23 protein-coding genes are annotated in these 21208 nt (G+C 43.3%); 8 read left to right on the plus strand and 15 right to left on the minus strand.

Annotated features, from left to right (window positions below; genetic code table 11):
• Positions 1-81 precede the first annotated feature (81 nt).
• From APA_RS13820 to APA_RS13850, 8 genes are all read right to left on the minus strand, one after another.
• The gene (locus APA_RS13820) at positions 82-2748 is read right to left on the minus strand and encodes a TonB-dependent hemoglobin/transferrin/lactoferrin family receptor (protein WP_201322848.1); all 2667 of its coding nucleotides are present in this window, start codon (positions 2746-2748) and stop codon (positions 82-84) included.
• A 59-nt stretch (positions 2749-2807) separates the two neighbouring features.
• The gene (locus APA_RS13825) at positions 2808-3656 is read right to left on the minus strand and encodes an ABC transporter ATP-binding protein (RefSeq protein ID WP_201322849.1); all 849 of its coding nucleotides are present in this window, start codon (positions 3654-3656) and stop codon (positions 2808-2810) included.
• Positions 3657-3658: 2 nt separating this feature from the next.
• Positions 3659-4600, minus strand: coding sequence for a FecCD family ABC transporter permease (locus APA_RS13830; protein WP_374101361.1), 942 nt, complete (start codon positions 4598-4600; stop codon positions 3659-3661).
• Positions 4601-4831: 231 nt separating this feature from the next.
• The gene (locus tag APA_RS13835) at positions 4832-5203 is read right to left on the minus strand and encodes a VOC family protein (RefSeq protein ID WP_201322851.1); all 372 of its coding nucleotides are present in this window, start codon (positions 5201-5203) and stop codon (positions 4832-4834) included.
• Positions 5196-5705, minus strand: a complete 510-nt coding sequence (gene fldA / locus APA_RS13840) for a flavodoxin FldA (RefSeq protein WP_201322852.1) — start codon at positions 5703-5705, stop codon at positions 5196-5198. The genes APA_RS13835 and fldA overlap by 8 nt, the downstream gene beginning before the upstream one ends.
• Before the next feature lie 45 nt (positions 5706-5750).
• Positions 5751-6404 (minus strand): Crp/Fnr family transcriptional regulator, encoded by a 654-nt coding sequence (locus APA_RS13845; RefSeq protein WP_201322853.1) that lies wholly within the window; start codon positions 6402-6404, stop codon positions 5751-5753.
• Between the two features lie 11 nt (positions 6405-6415).
• A complete protein-coding gene (locus APA_RS25510) occupies positions 6416-6547 on the minus strand; it encodes a hypothetical protein (RefSeq protein WP_268961924.1) in 132 nt (43 codons plus the stop codon).
• A 51-nt stretch (positions 6548-6598) separates the two neighbouring features.
• Positions 6599-7630 (minus strand): chlorophyll a/b binding light-harvesting protein, encoded by a 1032-nt coding sequence (locus APA_RS13850; protein WP_201322854.1) that lies wholly within the window; start codon positions 7628-7630, stop codon positions 6599-6601.
• A 416-nt stretch (positions 7631-8046) separates the two neighbouring features.
• Here APA_RS13850 and APA_RS13855 point away from each other — a divergent pair, with 416 nt between their 5' ends.
• From APA_RS13855 to APA_RS13865, 3 genes are all read left to right on the plus strand, one after another.
• A complete protein-coding gene (locus tag APA_RS13855) occupies positions 8047-8700 on the plus strand; it encodes a class I SAM-dependent methyltransferase (RefSeq protein WP_201322855.1) in 654 nt (217 codons plus the stop codon).
• Positions 8701-8839: 139 nt separating this feature from the next.
• On the plus strand, positions 8840-9847 hold the full coding sequence (gene thiO / locus APA_RS13860; RefSeq protein ID WP_201322856.1) for a glycine oxidase ThiO: 1008 nt from the start codon (positions 8840-8842) through the stop codon (positions 9845-9847).
• A gap of 266 nt (positions 9848-10113) precedes the next feature.
• Complete coding sequence (locus tag APA_RS13865) at positions 10114-10764, plus strand: phosphoribosyltransferase (protein ID WP_201322857.1); 651 nt, start codon at positions 10114-10116, stop codon at positions 10762-10764.
• Positions 10765-10839: 75 nt separating this feature from the next.
• On the opposite strand, the gene APA_RS13870 is transcribed toward APA_RS13865, so the two are convergent.
• From APA_RS13870 to cobA, 5 genes are all read right to left on the minus strand, one after another.
• Complete coding sequence (locus tag APA_RS13870; RefSeq protein WP_201322858.1) at positions 10840-10998, minus strand: hypothetical protein; 159 nt, start codon at positions 10996-10998, stop codon at positions 10840-10842.
• A gap of 82 nt (positions 10999-11080) precedes the next feature.
• Positions 11081-11218 carry a DMT family protein gene (locus tag APA_RS25800; protein WP_201322859.1) on the minus strand — a complete coding sequence of 46 codons (138 nt, stop codon included), beginning with the start codon at positions 11216-11218 and terminating at the stop codon, positions 11081-11083.
• A gap of 101 nt (positions 11219-11319) precedes the next feature.
• Positions 11320-13404: a M3 family metallopeptidase gene (locus APA_RS13880; protein WP_201322860.1), complete on the minus strand. Its 2085-nt coding sequence runs from the start codon at positions 13402-13404 to the stop codon at positions 11320-11322.
• A 172-nt stretch (positions 13405-13576) separates the two neighbouring features.
• Positions 13577-13957, minus strand: coding sequence for a DUF86 domain-containing protein (locus APA_RS13885; RefSeq protein WP_201322861.1), 381 nt, complete (start codon positions 13955-13957; stop codon positions 13577-13579).
• Positions 13958-14010: 53 nt separating this feature from the next.
• The gene (cobA, locus tag APA_RS13890) at positions 14011-14799 is read right to left on the minus strand and encodes a uroporphyrinogen-III C-methyltransferase (RefSeq protein WP_201322862.1); all 789 of its coding nucleotides are present in this window, start codon (positions 14797-14799) and stop codon (positions 14011-14013) included.
• Positions 14800-15110: 311 nt separating this feature from the next.
• Here cobA and APA_RS13895 point away from each other — a divergent pair, with 311 nt between their 5' ends.
• From APA_RS13895 to APA_RS13915, 5 genes are all read left to right on the plus strand, one after another.
• Positions 15111-16313, plus strand: a complete 1203-nt coding sequence (locus tag APA_RS13895; protein WP_201322863.1) for a pentapeptide repeat-containing protein — start codon at positions 15111-15113, stop codon at positions 16311-16313.
• 115 nt (positions 16314-16428) lie between these two features.
• Entirely contained in the window at positions 16429-17325 is an 897-nt protein-coding gene (locus APA_RS13900; RefSeq protein ID WP_201322864.1) for a pentapeptide repeat-containing protein, read from the plus strand.
• A 121-nt stretch (positions 17326-17446) separates the two neighbouring features.
• Positions 17447-18229, plus strand: coding sequence for a UMP kinase (gene pyrH, locus APA_RS13905; RefSeq protein ID WP_201322865.1), 783 nt, complete (start codon positions 17447-17449; stop codon positions 18227-18229).
• On the plus strand, positions 18216-18764 hold the full coding sequence (gene frr, locus APA_RS13910) for a ribosome recycling factor (protein ID WP_201322866.1): 549 nt from the start codon (positions 18216-18218) through the stop codon (positions 18762-18764). The genes pyrH and frr overlap by 14 nt, the downstream gene beginning before the upstream one ends.
• Positions 18765-18847: 83 nt before the next feature.
• Complete coding sequence (locus tag APA_RS13915; RefSeq protein ID WP_201322867.1) at positions 18848-19423, plus strand: Uma2 family endonuclease; 576 nt, start codon at positions 18848-18850, stop codon at positions 19421-19423.
• Positions 19424-19516: 93 nt separating this feature from the next.
• On the opposite strand, the gene APA_RS13920 is transcribed toward APA_RS13915, so the two are convergent.
• Positions 19517-20500, minus strand: coding sequence for an apocytochrome f (locus APA_RS13920; RefSeq protein ID WP_201322868.1), 984 nt, complete (start codon positions 20498-20500; stop codon positions 19517-19519).
• 86 nt (positions 20501-20586) lie between these two features.
• Positions 20587-21126 carry a cytochrome b6-f complex iron-sulfur subunit gene (gene petC / locus APA_RS13925; protein ID WP_201322869.1) on the minus strand — a complete coding sequence of 180 codons (540 nt, stop codon included), beginning with the start codon at positions 21124-21126 and terminating at the stop codon, positions 20587-20589.
• Between the last annotated feature and the right edge of the window lie 82 nt (positions 21127-21208).

Genomic DNA, 21208 nt, shown 5'->3' on the forward strand with positions numbered 1-21208 from the left:
CTAATTGATATAAAAAGTGGTGTTTGCGCCGTTTATTCCAATCCTCAAAATGGCATTGCCATTTTGAGGATTGGAATACTTTTAAAAAACAAAGGTCAATCCAGCCCTAAGACTAATTCCTGTTTGAGCAAATCTAGCAAGATCTGTTGGGGCAGGAGCCGTAATCAGAGGGCGCACATCGGAATAAAGGAAATATTGGCTATTAAATAGATTGAAAATTCCCATATTCAGAGTTAGCTGCGGAGTGATTTTGTAGAATCCAGTCAAGTCAACGACCGTATAGCCTTGCGGTGTGTAGGCATTGGCTGGTCGGTTGCTGGCAAGTCTGGGTTGACCTGCAAAAGTGGCGATCAGGTCGGCTCCCCAAATACTCTGAGGAGCACGATAGCGTAAGCCTGTCACCAACTTAATTGGATCGACGGTTTCCAAAGGTTGATTGGTAGTTTGATTTTCACCAACCGTTAGCCCTAGAGCTGCAATCAGGCTGAATCCGTCATTGGCAGGATCAAAGCGATACTCACTACCCAATTCAATCCCATAAGTACTTGCCTTCGCTACATTCTGAGTTTGGAATAGATTTACGTTGGGAATACCGTTAACTGTAGCAAATCCTACACTTGCAAAGGATTCAATGAAGTTACTATAACTGTTGTAAAAACCTGTGAGATTGAAGTTGAACTGAGGATAATTAGCTCTAACTCCAATCTCAAAAGTATCACTGGTTTCAGGTTTCAGGTTTGGATTCGACAGGGTTTGGTAACGGAAAGTGGGGCTGGTGAGGTTGGTGAAGCCAGAATTGATTTCACTATATAAGGGTGTGCGAAACCCCTTGGCATATCTCCCTGTCAATGTCCATTCGGGCGAGGTTTGCCAGACAAAACCAAGGCTGGGTGAAATTGCCGAGTCATTAAAGTCCGCTGCCGAAGCACTAGGGGAATTTCGCAGATAGATTTCGTCGATTTTAGTCTTGAGTTGATAGGAATCGAATCTTAGCCCTGCAATCAATGTGAAGGTGTCACTAAAATCAATTGCATTTTGGACATAGACACCTAAACGGAAGGTGTCAGAATCGGGAAAGTCCTTGACAGGAAAATTATCCGCGCCAACCACATTAGTAGTGAGAATATTTGCTCCTGTTGCATTAAAGCGGTTTTCAGTACCGTTACGAACGCGCTCATTACGAGTACTAGAAATGTCAATCCCATAGGTCAGAGTATTGAGGATCTCATCAATTTTAAAACGACTTTGAAATTCTAATTCGCCGCCAAGAAGGCGATCGCTAAAGGTATTGGTGAGATTACGAAGGCGACGGCGATCGACACCTGCACCAGTTCTTACAAAATCTTGAGTGCGAATTTCTTCAACATTGGAGTTTTGATAGTAGATCTGAGCTTTGGCGGCAGTCAAAAAGCTGGTGCTATTGGGATCGTTGAAATCATAGGAGATACTAAAGCGATCGCGGGAAACATTATTATCTAAAGCCTCGTCCTGCCCCCGAAATCCTGTTGGTGATTGCAATCCTGCCACAGTAATTGGCGCAACTTTAAAGTTATCGCGATTACGGAAGATTTCCGCAGCGAAACCAATTTTGCTAGTTGCATCGATGCGATAAACTAATTTACCGAGCCAGTTGTTACGAGCATTACTGCGGCTATCAACAAACTCGTTGCCTGTAGGAACCCTTACTTCGGCTCCATCTCGGCGAGTGTAACCGAGTAAGCCTTCAAAATTACCGTCACGGAATGCGATCGCAGCGGTATTTGTAAAACTGCGATCGCTAGTTTCCACATTAGTGGAGAGACTAGTTACCACTGATTGATCTGGACGCTTTTTGAGTAAATCTTCGGGATCTATAGTACGAAAGCTGACCACGCCGCCCAAAGCGTCACTTCCATAAAGAGCAGAGGCTGGTCCCCGAACTACTTCAACCCGTTGCAAGCTTTCAATATCGACGTAATCGCGCCCAAGGGAAGATGTTCCAAAAGAGAACTGGGTGGGAAGTCGAATCCCGTCATTGAGAATCAAAACACGGTTGCCGCCTAAACCGCGAATATTGATATCTTGCAATCCATAGCGGCGATTATTCCCAACCGAAATATTTGGCTCGTAACGGAAGACATCGCGCAAATCCTGAGATAGGTTTTGATCGATTTTGTCGGCATCAATTACCGCGATCGAACCAGGGGTTAGTCTTGTTGGTCTAGCAGTTCTTGTACCTGTGACCGTAATTTCTTCTTCAGGTTCATCATCGCGATTAAGGCTAAAAGGCTGTCCTTGAGTTTTCAACGAAACTTCTTGGGTGGGTGGCTTGCCATTACCAAACACATTGACCCGCAAGGTACTCACATCAAGTTGAGTAATGTTGATTTTGCTGATTTCAGCAGTTGGATTGGCGGTACTAAATTCCTGCATATCAGGGATCGCTAGTACCGCATTGGGAATATCAGCAACAAGATTATTGCCTTCAATCCGAAACTTGGAAGTGTCAATTTGTAGCGATCGCCCCTCTAAGGCTTCCAAAATAATCTCTAGCTTTGAATTACTAGAATTGATTTGAACCCTAGTAACTTGAACAGGAGATGCTTGGGCGATTTTTAGGTCAAGGGGCTTCAGCCCCTTGACTTTAGTAGGACGTTCTAAATTATGAGGAATATTTTCAGCGATCGCTAATTCTGCAAATAATAGCGATATGGAAATGCTAAGCAATAAAAATGCAGCATTCTTGAACAGAATGGGATGAAATTTCATATGATGTTGATGTCGATTTGATGTCGATAATTTGAGGGCAAGTTGGCGCTTGCCTTTTTTTAGAGTTCTGCTCCGCTAGCCGTAGGATCTCGACTCCTAACTAAAGTATGTGACGGTGACAGCAAGCAAATCTGTAACCCCACAGGGGTAATGATTGTCATTGCTTCCACATCAAAAACTTGACGTAGATTTTCAGGCGTGATCGCTTGATCGGGAGTACCGATCGCGACAATTTCTCCGTTCTTCAGCATGGCAATGCGATCGCTATAACGCACCGCCAAATTAATATCATGCAGCACCGTAATAATCGACAATTGACGCTCGTGATTGAGCGTTTTCAAAAGTTCCAATAGCTCTAACTGATGATGCAAATCCAAAAATGTAGTCGGTTCATCGAGCAATAGAACTTGTGGATCTTGAGCTAAGGTCAAAGCTAAAAAAGCCCTTTGCCTCTCACCACCCGAAAGCTGCTCTACAGGGCGATCGCTAAATTCAGTTAACTGGGTTTGCGCGATCGCAATGTCTACCTTTTCGCGATCTTCTAAACTCAGATCCCATTGCCACCAAGGTTGATGAGGAGTGCGTCCGAGGCTCACCAGTTGTCGCACAGTTAACCCCGCAGGAACAACTTGCTGCTGGGGCAAAATCGCCAACTGCCGCGCTACCGCCTGTGCAGATTGTTGATGAATCGCTTTGCCATCAAGTAGAACTGTGCCAGTTTGAGGCGTAAGGATACGGCTAAATAATCGTAATAAAGTTGATTTGCCTGAACCGTTCGCACCGACTAGGCTTAGCCATTCTCCTTTATGCAAAGATAGCGACACATCCTTGACGATCGCCTGTTTGCTATAGCCACCAAAGAGATGTTTTGATTCTAACAATGCATCAGAAAGATCATAATTATCCATTTCTAACCTCTCTTGCCGCGCCGATAGAGCAACCAAATAAATAGCGGCGAACCCAGCAACGCAGTAACTGCGCCCACAGGTAATTCCACCGTTCCTAATCGCGACAGTAAATCCGCAAGAGTCAGCACCCACGCACCACCGATCGCCGAACATGGCAAAATCCATCGATAATCAGAACCGACCAACAACCGCACACCATGCGGCACAACCAAGCCGACAAAGCCAATTAGCCCCGCCATACTGACGGCACTTGCTGCTAGTAAACTCGCCACTGCACCGATCGCTAAACGCGATCGCACAAGAGAAGTTCCTAAACCCGAAGCCATATCGTCGCCAAGATTGAGCAAATTGAGTGGGCGTGCCAACAAGCACCCAGCAATTAGCGCCATGCCCACATATGGCCCAACATTATTCACTTCAGCCCATCCGCGACCATTGAGACTGCCGATCAGCCAATTTAGCGCCGCCTGAATCCTGCCATCGTCAGCAAGTAATAGCAAAGTAGTTTGGATAGCCCCAAACATCGAGCTAATCGCCACACCCGCCAAAATCAAGCGCTCGACTGAAAGTCCACCGCCCAAGTAGCCAAGGGAATAAACGATTATTGCAGTTGCGATCGCACCTATCCATGCACCTACAGGAACCAAAGTCTGCACGACACCGAGGGTAATCATTGCGATCGCAACGAGTCCCGCACCTGCGGAAATGCCCAACACAAAAGGATCGGCAAGTCCATTTCGCAACATTCCTTGCAGCAATGCACCCGACATTCCTAGCGCCGCACCGACCACCATCGCCGCAATAATGCGCGGTAATCGCAGTTCCCAAATAATCGTTTGATTAATTGATTCGCCTTGATGCCAGAGCGCTTGCCAGAGATCATTCCAGCTAAGCGGGACGGCTCCTTGGCATAGAGAAATTGCCATCGTTAGCAGCAGTCCCATCGTTAATAAAACTAAAGTTGGAAGAAAGCGATCGCGTAAAAGCAAATGATTAAATTTAAATTTCTGAACTGTCATCAACCCAAATTAACCTGAATAACTCTAATCCTAACTTTTGCCAAGCAAGTTGTTGAAATTAAGCGTAGGATGGATTAGCGATAGCGTAACCCATCATTTTTACTATTGATGCGTTACGTTGCACTAACGCATCCTACATTAGACTCAATCTCTGTATTATGAATTCTCGGCAATCCTCCATAAAACACCTGACGGATCGATTACTACAAAGTCGCGCATTTTCCATTCCTGCTGTTTTGGGGGAATAACTCTCACATTATACCTTTCAGCAATTTCGCGGTTCTGGACTTCAGCCCACCAACTATCCACATCTTCAACCAACAGATGCATCATTAGGGTTTCGGCAAGTTCCTTTACATAAAAATTCTGTAAGAAAAAGCCTACACCTGTATTACCAACATTAAAGACAGCTAGTTCCGCATCTTCATAAAATATTTCAAATCCAAGGTCTAGATAAAATGACTTGGAGAGATTGAAATCTTTGGCAGGAACAAAGGCTCTCAAGTTTATAGCATTCAAGTTAGACACCAAACTCAGACCTCAACAGCGCTACCCACTTTTTCAATCTTTGCTCAGTCAACTCCGATTGATTAGTATCATCTAGAGCCAATCCGACAAATTTACCATTGCGTACTGCTTTGGATTGATCAAATTCATAGCCTTCCATTGACCAATAACCAACAGTCTTGCCACCACGCTCTGCAATCTTCTCTTCGAGAATACCGATCGCATCCAAGAAGTTATCTGAATAGCCAATCTGATCGCCACACCCGAAATAAGCAACTTTCTTACCAGAAAAATCGACATCATCAAGTTCAGGCAACAAACCTTCCCAGTCCGATTGCAGCTCACCAATATTCCACGTCGGACAACCGACAATCACACAATCATAGTCCGCAAAATCACTAGCATCAGCTTTTGCGACATCATGTAAATCCACAAGCCCAGAACCAAATGCTTTCTGAATTTCCTCAGCCGCACTCTCAGTATTTCCAGTCTGAGTGCCAAAAAACAAGCCAATCTTAGCCATAATTATATTCTTCCTTGTTTAGAATAATTAGTAAATGTTGAGAAATTAGATTAGTGATTCTTGCAAAGATGGAAATGATCTTTCGGGGAAATTTTGATGCAATGTCAAATAATGATTTTTCCAACTGAGTAAACCTTGTAGTCGCAATTGGTTAAGCGATCGCGTCATGGTTACTCTGGTCGAGCCAATCGTATCGGCAATATCTTGATGGGTAAGCTTGATACCGATAGTCATTCCGCGATCGCAAGGTTTCCCAAACTTTCTAGACAACCAAATGAGAAACTTCTTGAGTTTGACATCAATAGTGCGGCAATGAGCAATATTCAATAACTGTTGCGTTTGCTGACAATGGTCAATAATTGCGCTAGAAGCCTGTTCCCATAAAATCGATGGTAAGATTTCCACCTCAACATCATTCAAACATTGAATCTGATAAGGATCGAGAGTTGACATGAGACTACCGACAATATCGCCTTCATTCCATAGTCCCAAGATAATCTGGTTGCCCTCCTCATCCCAAGTCATCGTCCGCACAATTCCAGTTTTAATGCGCCACAACACATCACTGCGAAGTGGAATATACTCGTAACGCTTGAAGTAATAGCTTTTGAGTCCATGATTGAGAAGGTGTAAAACCCTTGGCGGTGCAAGCGGAATCGATAAATGGTTATCTGCTAATTTAACTAATGTAGAATTCATTGCTTGAACCTCTATGTATTTATCTTTGTATCAGAGCCATCAGCAGCCAAAAGTTTGTCAGATAAGTTAATGATGCGATCGTTAATAAACTGCCAAGAAACATCGCCATGATTTTGTTCTCTAATATTTTTTGAGAAAGCCATATTTCTACTAAGAGTTTGGCTTTGCCAAACTCTTAGTAGAAATATGGGCTGTTATTCCGCAGTCGCCATATTTAGGGCGCGACTAACACGACCAAAATCAAAGCCGATCGCCTTGAGCGCATGATACAAATGTCCTTGCAAGAAGAAGAACGCCAAGATGAAGTGAGCATTTGCTAGCCAGCAACGGGGAGTGTGCGCTCCGAAGGGCAATGTCACGGTATCAGCATAGAAAGGCATGACGCTTAGTTTCACTTGCAAAATCTCACCATAAAACTCCACAGGATAGGCAAGAGTATTCACTGCACAGAAATAAGAAGCAACAAAACCAGCCAGTGCAATACCGCCTAATGAATAAGAGAGAATTGCTTCACTAGAGAAGATCAAGACTTTCTTCGCCCAAGCCAAAGGTGGAACGACGATATGCCAAACCCCACCAGCCAAAAGCATAATCCCTACATATATATGACCGCCAACAAGATCTTCTAAGCTATTCACACTTGCAAAATGAGTTTGATAGCCATAGATCACCAATGGATCGAGAGTCGGTGCAGTCACAACCCTAACAGCATGAATAGTCGAGTCATAAAGCCCACCAAAGTACATCGCTTTTGCGGCAAGCAATAATGCTCCTGCTCCTAAGAACAGCAAATGATGCCCCAAGATAATTCCTAATTTGCGCGAGTCAGTCCATTCAAAATGGAAATTTTTGGCAAAGCCCTTTAGTTCTTTGAGACTGGCTGGGGTTTTGGTGAGGTGAAACAATGCTCCCGCCGCCAAAACTGCGGATGAGATCAGATGGAGTGAGCCAATCAGAAAACAGGAATAACTATCAATAATTGTGCCGCCTTCACCAACACCAATCCCTAAAGAAGCAAGATGCGGTAGCAAAATCAAGCCTTGGCTACCCATAGGCAGATCGGCTCTATACCATGAGATTTCATATAGGGTAAATGCACCAGCCCAAAAAGCGATTAATGCGGCTTGAGCAACATGAGCCACGATAAAAAGACCAGAAAGATCGGCAAAACGAGCATTCCCAGCCCACCAATCAGATTTCACATTAGGATTTTCAGAGATTTGCATAGCTACTTAGATCAACAGTAAGTTACCAAAAAATTCACGATTTCAATTGCAGCTAATAGGAATTAGTTGCAATAAATTTTCTTTGTTTATCCTACCAGAGAATTCTTTATTGAGAATTACTATCATTAAAAACTTAATAAAGCTTAACATTCCTAAAGAGGTATGGATAGGCAGTGCAAAGCACTGCCTATCCATACCTCTTTAGCGTTACCTAACTCATGTTATGTAGAAGTTAACTAAAGCCCTCACCCCTAGCCCCTCTCCCGCAGGAGAGAGGAACAAGAAAATAATATGGCTTTTCACCCATTCTCCTGCGGGAGAATGGGTGAGGGGTGAGGGCAGATCTTCGCTCTGCGTAAGATGAGTCACCTAAAATTTGAGTATGATTGGATCGGTATCTCTTGCTATAACTATCTATGCAACTTGCTTCAGAACAACGTACAAAACTTGATAACTCCGATGATGCGCTGTTCTATGACTATCCGCGCTTTGTCACCCATGTAGACGATCGCTTTATTAAGCAACTTACAGAGCTTTATCGTCAGCGCTTACAACCAAATACACGCATTCTCGATTTGATGAGTAGCTGGGTGTCACACCTGCCTGACGAAATGGAATTTGCCCATATAGAGGGGCATGGACTGAATGCTGAAGAGTTGGCTCGCAACCCGCGCTTAGATCATTATTTTGTCCAGAACCTGAATAAACAGCAATTATTACCATTTGCCGACCGCTCTTTTGACGCAGTTTTAAATACAGTCTCAGTGCAGTATTTGCAATATCCAGAAGCCGTATTTGCGGAAATTCATCGCGTTCTAAAAGTTGGTGGTCTTGCAATTATTAGCTTCTCAAATCGGATGTTTTCTCAGAAGGCAATTCAAGCATGGCGCGATGGTGAAGCAGGCGATCGCACTAAATTAGTATTCAAGTATTTTGCCTCGGTTCCACAAGGCTTCACCCGTCCTGAATTAGTAGCAAATGTGACCCCTAGTTCTCCTTTTTTAGCAATGTTAGGGATGGCAAGTAGCGATCCGTTTTATGCTGTAGTAGCAACTCGTTGTGAAATATAGCGCTCTGCGCTGTAGTAAAACCCAAATTTTTGTTAAAAGTATTGCTTCGCAATACTTTTAACAAAATCCAAAAATGTTGCGGTGGGCGTAGCCCACCGCAACATTTTTGGATCAATTATTCTGAATTGAGCGAAATAGAATGACTGATGTTTTAGTAATTGGTGGTGGCATTATCGGCTTATCAATAGCGATCGCCCTTTCTCAAAAAGGGGCAAATGTCACTATAGTTGAGAGGGATCTTTGTGGACATGGTGCAACATGGGCAGCGGCGGGAATGCTTGCACCTGAAGCAGAACGCCTAGAAGGTAATCTATTAGATTTTGGTATCCGTAGCCGTGAAATGTATCCGCAATGGATTGCGAACTTGATGCGCTTGTCTGGTCAAGACTGCGGTTATTGGTGTTGTGGGATGTTAGCGCCAGTTTTAGAAGAAAGCGATCGCCAAGTTATGTCTGGACATCCTAAATATATTAGTCGTGAGGAATCCTATAAACGTCAATCTGGTTTGGGTCAATCTATTTTAGGTTCTCTCTGGTTGCCTGAAGATGGACAAGTAAATAACCGCAAGCTTACGCAAGCTTTACTAACGACCGCGAGATCGCTTTCGATCAAGATTTTGGAAGGAACAACAGTTTATCAAATTGGACGCGATCGCAATCTGGTGTCGCATCTCGATACTAGTGCTGGTAAATTGCAAAGCGATCGCTATGTTCTCGCAACAGGTGCATGGACTCGCTCTCTGATGCCTTTGCCGATTAAGCCGATTAAAGGACAAATGCTTTCGGTATTTGATGGCGATCGCAAGTTACAAAAGGTAATTTATGCGCCAAGTTGCTATATCGTGCCGCGCCAAGATGGAACGATTGTAATCGGGGCAACGGTTGAGGACAATGGGTTCTCGCAGGGCAATACCGCCGCAGGGATCGCGCAGTTATTAAACAGAGCTATTTCTATATATCCTGCGATCGCGGATATGCCCATCACCGAAACATGGTGGGGATTCCGTCCCCATGCTCCCAATGAAGTTCCACTTCTTGGAGCAAGTGATTATGAAAATCTAGTTTTAGCGACTGGTCACTATCGCAATGGGATTCTCTTTGCACCGATTACGGCTAAGCTAATTACTGATTTTATGTTAGTGTCATGAATTATTCGCGCTCGCCCAAAGCAAAAAATCGATCTGATATTGCTGTTTCATTTCTGGGTTTTCTTGTCCTGATAAAAACCTATCACCTTTCTTTTATTGGCACTATATAGCAATGTAAGTTTTGCTTAGGACATAAAACCCAAAAGATGAGTGGCGGTGCTTCGCACCGCCACTCATCTTTTGGGTTTTGATTTGTCCTATCTATCTCTTGCATTGCTATATAATGAAAGAGGAGGAGTAATCATGAAAAGGAGGTGTAATTCTCCATGAAGATACTTAGTTTATTTGAAGATCGATATAGTGCAGGCTTGCAATTGGCAGAGATTATTGTCAAAGCAAGACCTACTAATCCGATAGTGTATGGGATTCCTCGCGGAGGGGTATTAGTTGCCGCCGCGATCGCTCAGCAACTTGGTTATCCTCTTGATATAGCGATCGCCAAAAAAATCGTGCTGCCCACTAATCCTGAAACAGCCTTAGGCGCTATAACTGCTGACGGATACATGTTGGATATGGGAAGTGAATATTGTACTACTAGCGAATGGTCACACGCTCTCCAATATGCACGCACTAAAGCGGAAGAACTGCATCGGGCATTTCAGCCATTTCGCCCACATTTAGAGATTGCCGACACAACTGCCATCCTTGTCGATGATGGTATTGCCACAGGAGCGACGATCTCTGCGATCGCCGCCGCTATGAGAACCATGCCCTACAAAGAAATTTGGCTCGCTGCACCTGTCGCACCTCTGAGAATGCCCAAGGCAATTACCTCTCGCATCGATCAAGTAATTGTTCTAGAGCGCCCTGAAATCTTTGTGAGCGTCAGCCACTTTTACAGACATTTTTCAGAAGTTACGACATCAGAATCTTTATCCTATTTTCAAGCAGCTAATCTCGAATTATCTGCTTCCTAGTCTTCTCTAATACCAAAACACAAAGTAAAAACGACAGATAATTGTCGCAAAGCGGAACCTAAAGACAATCCTAATCTACAGTATAAAAATATTATCTGTTGCCCGAACTAAGTGATTTGGTATAATCTGTATACTCCTGCCATTTTTTTGTCCTCTTTCTTCTTTTTCTCTTATATCATCTGTTGCCTCTTTTTTGTGTTTTGGTATTACTGGAAAAGTTTTCTGAGTTTTCATTTAAATTATTGGTAAATAAAATTAGGCTACTTGGGTTTGAGATTTTACTTGATAGCGATCGCAAACCATATTGCAATCATCATTAAAGCAACGGTAACCAAATAATTTCATTAGCCAAAATCACAAATAACAAAGATTGATCTTGAAAAAACTTGAGATACTCATACCAAGCAAGTTTTATGAATACCTTGGAAAAAATCAATAGAATGATTGTGAGCATGTATTTTCAAAAAATAGAGGCGCTTCATTGCAACGCCTCTAAATAGATATCTCAGACAGACATTAAATGAAGAGGTAATTTATCCATTGACTCTTCTTTTTTTATACCTTGGCCAAACCGCTATGACGCAGCAAAGGAACTGTACTTGGCTCACGTCCTCGGAAGGTTTTAAAGACTTCCATTGGATGTTTGCTACCACCAAGTGCAAGCACCGTATCGCGGTAGAGCCTACCTGTTGATGCGATCGCATCATCATTTTCGAGTCCTACTTCTTCAAAGGCAGCAAAGGCATCAGCGCTGAGGACTTCCGCCCACTTGTAGCTGTAGTAACCTGCAGCATATCCTCCTGAGAAGATATGACCGAAGGAACAGAGGAAGTTATCTTCTGGCAAAGGCGGAACTACCATTGTGGTTTCCGCAATGCGCGATCGCAATTGGATCGGAGTTTCCGAGCCGCCGCTTTGATAACGATGGTGCAGTTCAATATCCACAAGGCTGAAATGTAACTGACGCAACATACCTGAACCACTCATGTAGTTTTTGGAATCGATTAGCTTCTGGTAATAGGACTCAGGCAGGGTTTCACCAGTTTCATGGTGTTTCGCCATGCCAAACAAAGTAGCGCGATCGTAGCACCAGTTTTCCATAAACTGACTGGGCAACTCCACCGCATCCCATTCCACATTGTTAATACCTGAAGCACCTGAATAATCAACCTTAGTCAGCATATGCTGTAAACCATGTCCAAATTCATGGAAGAGAGTTTCTACTTCGCCAAAGGTCATTAGGCTAGGCTTACCATCAACGGGAGGGGATTGGTTACAAATTAGATAGGCAACAGGCAGACGGGTAATGGGCTTGCCATCTTCGATTACTTTAGCTCGTCCAATGCAATCATTCATCCATGCACCGCCACGCTTTTCGGCAGGACGACTATAGGGATCGAGATAGAAATAGGCGATCGCTTGATTTTGTTCGTTTTGAATTTCAAAGAAACGGACACTCTCATGCCAGATTGGAGCTTTGCCATCTGCCGCAACTACCGTCACACCAAACAAGCGCTTCACAAGGGCAAATAAACCTTCCAAAACTTGAGGAAGAGGGAAATAGGGACGCAATTCTTCTACAGTGAAGTTGAACTTAGTTTCGCGTTGACGTTCCGCCCAATAGGAGGTATCCCAATGCTTGAGTTCAATTGTTTCACCTTGCGCCTTGGCAAACTCTTTCAATTCTGCAAATTCTTCCACGGCAGCAGAATAACTGGACTGACGTAATTCTTCTAGTAATTTCTCAACTGCCTCAACATTGGGAGCCATTTTGCGAGCAAGACTGAGTTCCGCATAGGTCGGATATCCCAGCAGTTCTGCCTTTTGCTTACGCAATTCCAGAATGCGATCGATTAACGGAGAATTGTCGAACTCACCACTGGCTGCACGACTGACAAAGGCGCGATAGAGTTTCTCTCGCAGATCGCGGCGACGGCTATGCTGCATGAATGGAACATAGCTAGGATAGTCAAGGGTAATGCACCAAGGTCCATTTTCAGGTGTGGCTTTGTTATCACCGTCTAAACGAGCAGCTTGTGCAGCTTGGGCGAGAAGGCTAGGCGGTAAACCTGCAATCTCTTCGGCTAGAGTCAAAGTCATGCTAAAAGCTTTAGTGGCATCTAGCAAATGATTTGAGAAATTAGTAGAGAGTTCGGCAAGTTCCATTTGGATCGCGTTGAACTTCTCTTTTAATTCGCCTTCTAAACCAACACCCGATAACTCTGCATCTCGAATCGCAGCTTCGACAATACGTTTTTGGGCTGGGTCAAGGTTATCCCACTCCGATGATCCATAAATTGCTTTGTAGGCTTTATAAACTGGCTGGCTCTGGCTAAAGCGATTAAAAAATTCAATTACCTTAGGTTGCACTACCTTATGAGCTTCGCGCAATTCGGCACTATTTTTGACACTCAGTAAATGCTCGATCGCACCCCAACCCCACCCAATGCGCTCAGTCAAACGCTCTAGTGGCTCGACTAAACCAGTCCATGTAGGCTGAATATTGGCTTCCAGTTCGGTCAATCCCTTGCTAGTTTCTTCGAGCAATTGGGTAATTGCAGGAATTACCTGTTCGGGCTTGATGTCTGGAAATGGGGGTAAACCTTTACCAATTAGAAGAGGGTTAGTAACTTCACTCATATAGTAATTTTTAAGATTTGTAAATAATTACATTAATTATATATCAACGCAGAGTTGGCATTTAGGGCGCTTTGCACGCAAAACCGAATCAATAAAATTTAAAAAGTGTTGCTAAGCAACACTTTTTAAATTTTATTGATTCGGTCGATCGGAAAAATAATTAGATCTAGCTCTATAAAATTGCGATCGCCTTTTGCATTAGCTCTTTAATAAACGGCACATCTTGGTGAATCAACTCCCACAAAGTATTGAGATCCACTTCTAAATATCCAAACATCAAGCTATCACCAACACTCGTCAAACGTCGCCAATTAATTTGGGGATACTTATCCATAAAACTAATCGGCAACCGCTTCGCAGTTGCACCGATGAGACCGATCGCCCTTTCTACAGCAAAAATTGTTTTTTGATCGCAACTAAACTGCATAAAGTCCATCTCAGAGACAAATGACTCTGTGGCAGCGATCGCTTCTAAAATGTCCTGTATTTGAACTTCCAGTCGATGGTTATTATTCTCGATTTCGGCAGGAATACTCACTTTACTTATATTCATTAGCTTTTTTCCATATATTGAAAACTAGGGAGCCTTGTGAAGAGCCACCAGTATTAGACATCTCGAAAGTTTACAATATTACCAATGACTGCGATCGCAGGTGGGGCGAAGTTACTTTCTTGCACAAGCTTAACAATATTACCCAAACAGCCAGTTAATTCTGACTGATCGGCGCGTGTTCCTTGGCGAATTAAAGCTACAGGCGTGGATTCAGGTAGGCCAGCCGCGATGACTTTAGGGACAATTTCACCTAAATTATGTAATCCCATGTACACGACGATCGTCTCGGCAGCTTGGGAGATCGCCGTCCAATTGATCTGTGGTCGATATTTCCCAGCCGACTCATGCCCTGTCACAAAAATTACTGACGAACTAAAATCGCGATGGGTAAGCGGAATTCCTGCATAGGCAGGTGCCGCAATCCCTGACGTAATCCCTGGAACAACCTCAACCGCAATCCCAGCCGATCTCAAATCTGCCATCTCTTCACCACCACGCCCAAATATAAACGGATCGCCACCCTTCAAGCGCACCACGATCGCGTGTATTTGTGCCTTCTCGATCAATAACTGAGTAGTCTCCTCTTGCAATAGCGAATGATTGCCGCGCCGCTTACCTGCATGAATTTTTTCCGCGATCGGGTTAATCATGGCAAGGATTTCATCACTAACCAAAGCATCGTAAAGCACTACATCACAAGTTTCTAACAAGGATTTGCCCTTAAGTGTCATCAATCCTGCATCACCAGGCCCCGCTCCAACTAAATAAACCTTACCTAAAATCCGATCTAAGGCAGGCTGAATAACTTCTTGTAAATCAGTTTGTAAATCTGTGTTTGTCATTCGTTATCAAAACTCTAGTATCTAAGCCAAATATTGCAAGGCGATCGCATCTTCATTTTCCTAATGTATTCTATTTATAGAAGTTATAAAGCACGACGCAAAGCGTCTTAACTTTATAAGAATATTCTATTAGAAGTTATAAATTACGGTGCTAAGCGCCGCTACTTCCTAAAAATTGAGACGCAGCCATCTTGTCAAGCCAAATCAAGGAGAACTAAAGAACGCTTACATATTTAATTAATTCGATTTAAGAATATGTCTAAAAATCTTCTTGAGATGTAACGAGTACAACGAATCAAAATGAGGCAGGCGTGAATCTTACCGACTTTACCAAAGCAAATCTTACCAAATCAAGCCTAGAAGGAATCAACCTCAAGGGAGCAGATCTCAAGCGCGTTAATCTTAGTAACGCCAAGCTTGCAGATGCGGTGCTTTCCAAAGCGAACCTCACAGGTGCATTTCTTCATCGAGCCGATCTCAACCGAGCTAATCTAGTCGAAGCAAATTTAACTGAAGCAAATCTTACATCAGCTTTCTTAATCAAGGCGGATCTACAACGAGCCTGTCTCAATGAAGCTTATCTAGTTGCCGCCAATCTCAATTCAGCCAATTTAACTAGCGCGTCTTTGATAAACGCCGATCTTAGTCTTGCCACCCTCACAGGAGCTTGTCTCAATGGTGCAAATCTCAGTCGCGCTAAGCTGAATGGTGCATTTTTTATTGAGTCGAATTTACTGGGAGCCGATCTCAGTGATTCTGACTTCACAGGGGCTCTGATGATCAAGGCAAATCTCAGTGGTGCAAATCTTAGTCAAGCTTGTTTGATGAATGTTGATTTGACGGAAGCCAATCTCACAGGGGCAGAATTACACGGAGTCGATCTTTGTGGCGCAATCTTAAATGCAGCAAATCTCAATGCCGTCGATCTTGTCGAGGCAAATTTGAGTGGTGGTTCACTTAGTCGCGCTAACTTGAGCTGGGCAAATTTACTGGGTTCAAACTTAGAAAAAGCTAATTTAGTTGGTTCTGATCTGAGTTGGGCAAATTTGAACGAAGCCAACTTGACTGAAGCGGATTTGAGTTGGACAAATCTGACAGGCGCATTTTTGATGAAATCTAACCTCAGTGGCGCGAACCTAAACGGGGTTAATCTTTCTAATGCCAATCTTAGTGGCGCAAATTTGAGCGGTGCAAATTTGATGGGCGCGAATTTAAGTGGAGCTGATTTAAGTAATGTTGATCTACGTGGAGCATACTTAATCCGTACCAATTTACATAATGCAATTTTAAATGAAGCTAATTTGACTGGTGCAAATCTAGATGAAGCAGTATTAAACGGAGCTAGTTTAAATCGCGCCAATCTCAATCGTGCCAATCTTACTAGAGCCAGCTTAACAGGCGCAAACTTGAAAGGAGCTTTTATGTTGTGGACAAACTTAAGAGGGGCTTTTATGTTGTGGACAAATTTGGATGGAGCAAATATGACAGGCGCAATTTTGCCTACAGACAAATAAAAAGTTTTTAGACCCTCACCCCCCTCTCCCAAAGGGCGAGGGGAACCAGACCCTCACCCTTTGGGAGAGGGGCTAGGGGTGAGGGTTCCACGTAACAATATGGTGTGAAAGAGTAATGAAAGCTAGAGAACTAGTCGATCGCTATAATCAAGGCTTTCGAGATTTTAGTGATACCGATCTCAGTCGTGAAAATCTCAGCGGTATGGGTTTGACCGCGATCGATCTGGCTAATGCCAATCTAAGCGAAGCGAACCTATCCTGCTCCACTTTAAATGAAGCAAATTTATATGGTGCAAAGCTAAGTACAACCGTCCTATATCGCGCTAGCCTTAGTGACGTAAATCTCTGTGATGCGGATCTAAATGGTGCTAGTCTGATTAAGGCTGATTTGCATGGTGCTCGGTTGGAACGAGCAAATCTAAGAGATGCAGACTTAACAGGCGCAAATCTCAATGCGGTGAGTCTTGCCAACTCTGACTTGACGGGAGCCAATTTAAGTTGTGTGTCTCTAGTCGGAGCCAACCTAGAGGGAGCAAATCTCGCAGAAGCATTTTTGAAAGGAGCAAACTTAGATGGGGCAAAACTAAATGGAGCTAATCTTGAAGGCGCTAATCTAAGTGGGGCAAGTTTTAGTGAAGCCAATCTTAGTCATGCAAATTTCTCTGCATGTGATCTTTCATGTGCAAATTTGTATGCAGCCAATCTCAGTGATGCTTTATTGGCAAAAGCTGATCTAAGTGGGGCGAATCTAAGCAATGCCAATCTTAATGATGCAAACCTAAAAGATGCCGATCTCAATGGCGCATTTCTGGTTGATGCTCAGCTAGGTCGAGCCTGTCTAGATGGTGCAAATCTTAGTAAATCCAATTGCTATAAAGCTAATTTTAAAGGTGCATTTTTACTAAGAACAAATCTAAATGGTGCAAATTTGAATTGTACAGATTTCTCCAATGCTTCTCTGCAAACAGTCGATCAAGAGGCCGATCGCAATCCAGATTATGTGACTGATTAAAACCGTTAGTAAAAATTAAGCCATTTGCCGTAGAAACTGTAATGGTATGTAGGTACGTCTTGTCTAGAGAGAAAACAATAAAAAGCGATCGCGCTAGAAAATAATCAGTTAGGAATGAAACATGAATGCAACTACAGCAGAAATTGCCAAAGAAACTAAAAGCGCATCTACAATACCGAAATATAAACGCATTTTACTAAAGCTCAGTGGCGAAGCTCTCATGGGAGATCGCAGCTTTGGTATCGATCCTGAAGTTGTCCAAGATATTGCCCTACAAGTTGCCGAAATTGTCAAAGATGGGACTGAGGTAGCGATCGTTGTTGGTGGCGGTAATATTTTTCGCGGTATTAACGGTGCTGACAAAGGGATGGATCGTGCCACGGCTGATTACATTGGCATGATTGCCACGGTGATGAACGCGCTGACTTTGCAAGATGCTTTTGAGCATCTGGATGAACCGATTCAGACAAGAGTAATGTCAGCGATCGCTATGCAAGAGATCGCTGAACCATATATCCGCCGCCGGGCCATTCGCCACCTTGAAAACAATCGGGTGGTTATTTTTGGCGCAGGCTCAGGTAATCCTTATTTCACCACTGATACGACAGCAGCTTTACGTGGAGCTGAGATTAATGCTGAAGTGATCCTGAAAGCAACTAAAGTTGATGGCATTTATGACAGTGACCCGAAGAAAAATCCTGATGCAAAACGTTTTCAAACTGTTAGTTTCGACCATGCGCTGATCCATGATTTACGAGTAATGGATGCTACTGCCTTTGCGTTATGCAAAGAAAATGGTATTCCAATTATTGTGTTCGATCTCGGTGTTACAGGTAACATTCGTCGCGTCATCATGGGAGAATCGATTGGTACTTATGTTGGAGGCTCTTGTGAAATTAACTGATGTTGAGGCGCGAATGCAGAAAGCTGTAGAAGCGACCCAGCACAATTTTAATAGTGTGCGAACGGGGCGTGCTAATGCTTCGCTATTAGATCGAATTACGGTGGAATATTATGGTGCGGAGACGCATCTCAAGGCGTTGGCAAATATTTCTTCGCCTGATTCTACAACCTTGATGATTCAGCCTTTTGATCGCAGTAGTATGCGAGCAATTGAGAAGGCAATCTCTGAGTCGGACATTGGTCTAACCCCAAACAATGATGGCGTCAGTATTCGTCTAAATATTCCGCCATTAACGACCGATCGCCGTAAAGATTTGGTGAAAATGGTTTCTAAACTTGCTGAAGAAGGCAAAGTTGCGATTCGGAATGTGCGCCGTGATGCGATCGACTCATTGCGGAAGCTAGAAAAGGCAAAAGAAATTTCTGAAGATGATTCTAAAAGCCAACAAGAGCAAGTAGATAAGTTAACGGATAAGTTCGTTAAAAATATCGATAAGGTTACAGCCGAAAAAGAAAAAGAAATTTCCACAATCTAAAACAAAAAGCGGCGCGATGCGCCGCTTTTTGTTTGGCAGTAGCGATAAAATCAGATCACAGGCTCAAAATTTGCTAAGTATCTATGAACGCTTTAACCATCAGCCTAGATTCTGTAATTGATCTCACCGATGAGCAGTTCTATCAACTTTGCCGCAAAAATAGCGACCTTAGGTTTGAGCGCAACGTTCAAGGAGATATGACGATTATGGTTCCAGAAGGCGGTGAAACAGGAATGCGTAGTGCTGGAATTATCACAGATTTAGAAATTTGGAATCGCAAAACTAAGTTAGGCTTCACCTTTGGCTCTTCAACAGGCTTTAAACTCCCCAATGGTTGCGATCGCTCTCCTGATGCCTCATGGATTTTAAAAGAGCGTTGGGAAGCCTTAACGCCAGAACAACGTGCAAAATTCGCCCCAATTTGTCCAGATTTTGTGATTGAGTTGATGTCTCCGAGCGATAGTCTCAAAGTCACTCAAGCAAAGATGCAGGAATATCAAGATAACGGTGCAAGGATAGACTGGCTGATCAATCGCCAAGATCAAGAAGTAGAAATTTATCGGATTGGTCAACCCGTAGAAGTTTTAAAGTCTCCTAATTTTCTTTCAGGTGAAGATGTGTTGCCTGAATTTATTTTAAGTCTTGACGCAATTTGGTGAATTTATTTAAGAGAGAAAAAAGCAGCACCCAGAGGGTGCTGCTTTTTTCTTGATAAAACAAGCGGCTTAAGCCCCTTGTTTTATAATTAACTTTTAGAAGTTCATTTCCGCAGCTTGGACTTTTTCGACTTGCTTCTTCTTCAATACCAACAAAATTTGGGTAACGATTACAGAAGCAAAGAATGCTAGCAACCACTGAATGCGGCGAGGATCTTGAAGTACGATTTCACCATCATGCTGACCAAAACCACCGACATTAGGATTTGTAGTTAGCGGAGAACCAACCCCAACATCACTCCCAGGCTCTACAACAAGTTCAGCACCAGCAGGAACCTTCTCAACGGCAATACTACCATCGGTAGTTTGTATAGAGATTTCATAACCACCGTAGATACCTTCATCTTCATTTGGTACGATCGGGCTGATCTGAGTAACTAGACCAGAAACCGAAGAGTTATATTCGTTGTTATTGCTCTTTTCACCAGTAGGATAAACCTGCCCACGACCACGGTTACCACCAGCACTTACTGAATATTTCAAGAAGTGAATGTTCTTATCTTTAGCAGGATCGGGAGCAAGTACAGGGAAAACAATTTCCGAATAATCATCACCAGATACTGGCCCAACTAGGACGATATTTTCTTGAGTATCGCTATAGGGTTGGTAATAGGTGTCCTTGACTTTTTCCTTAAGTTCTTCAGACAAGCGATCTTCAGGAGCAATCTTGAAGCCTTCAGGTAATACTAAAACTGCACCAACATTCAAACCTGTTTTACTGCCATCAGCACTTACTTGTTGTTTGGTGTGGTCGTAAGGGAGTTTGATAACGGCTTCAAATACAGTGTCGGGAAGAACTGCTTGAGGTAGTTCTAATTCAATCCCTTTTTGGGCTAGGTGACAGTTAGCACAAACGATACGCCCAGTGGCTTCACGAGGATTTTTGTATGCTTCTTGTGCAAAATAAGGATAAGCGTGAGCAGATTCGGTATTTAATCCAAATAGTAAAGTTAAGCTTGTGAGGATACAAAGACTGACTCCCACAATCAAACGGTTGGCACGGAACAAAGCTTTTTTCATGTATAAGTTCAAATGTATTTCAAAGACTAATTTGGATCTGTTAAGGATAGACGGCGCTCCGCGCCGACTATCCTTAACCCTTTATTTTAAGACCACCAAGGCGCTTCGTTGGTGCGGAAGTCAGTTTCTGTCCAAGTGCTAAATTGCACAACATCGTCAGAGACAGTTGTATGGGCAAGAGCGAGAGATAGTGGCGCAGGACCACGTACAACTTTACCTTCAGCGTTGTACTGAGATCCATGGCAAGGACACATAAATTTGTTTTCGGCAACATTCCAAGGTACAACGCAACCAAGGTGAGTACAAACTGCGTTTAGTCCATAAGAAGCAATTTCTTTGTTGTCGGTAACGACAATATAAGTGGGGTCGCCTTTGAGTCCTTGGGCAAGTACGCGATCTCCTGCTTGATGACTAGCTAAGAAAGACGAAGCAACCACATCATTACCAAGAGCATCTTTAGCCGCAACACCACCACCAGTACCGCCACGTGAAGGTGGTACAAAATAGGCTAGGAAGGGTACAGCTGCACCAAGGGTGGTTACTGCCGCAGCCCCCCCTAAAATTAAGTTCATAAATTGGCGACGACCCATGCTGGGGACATCGGCGGATGCAGAAGCTTGACTCATAAATTTGACTAAGGATTTGATTGAGAAATATTACGTTTTATATATCGCTTCCTACCATGATATCGACAATCTTTGGACATCT

This window comes from Pseudanabaena sp. lw0831 (genome assembly GCF_016584665.1).
Taxonomy (GTDB): Bacteria; Cyanobacteriota; Cyanobacteriia; order Pseudanabaenales; family Pseudanabaenaceae; genus Pseudanabaena.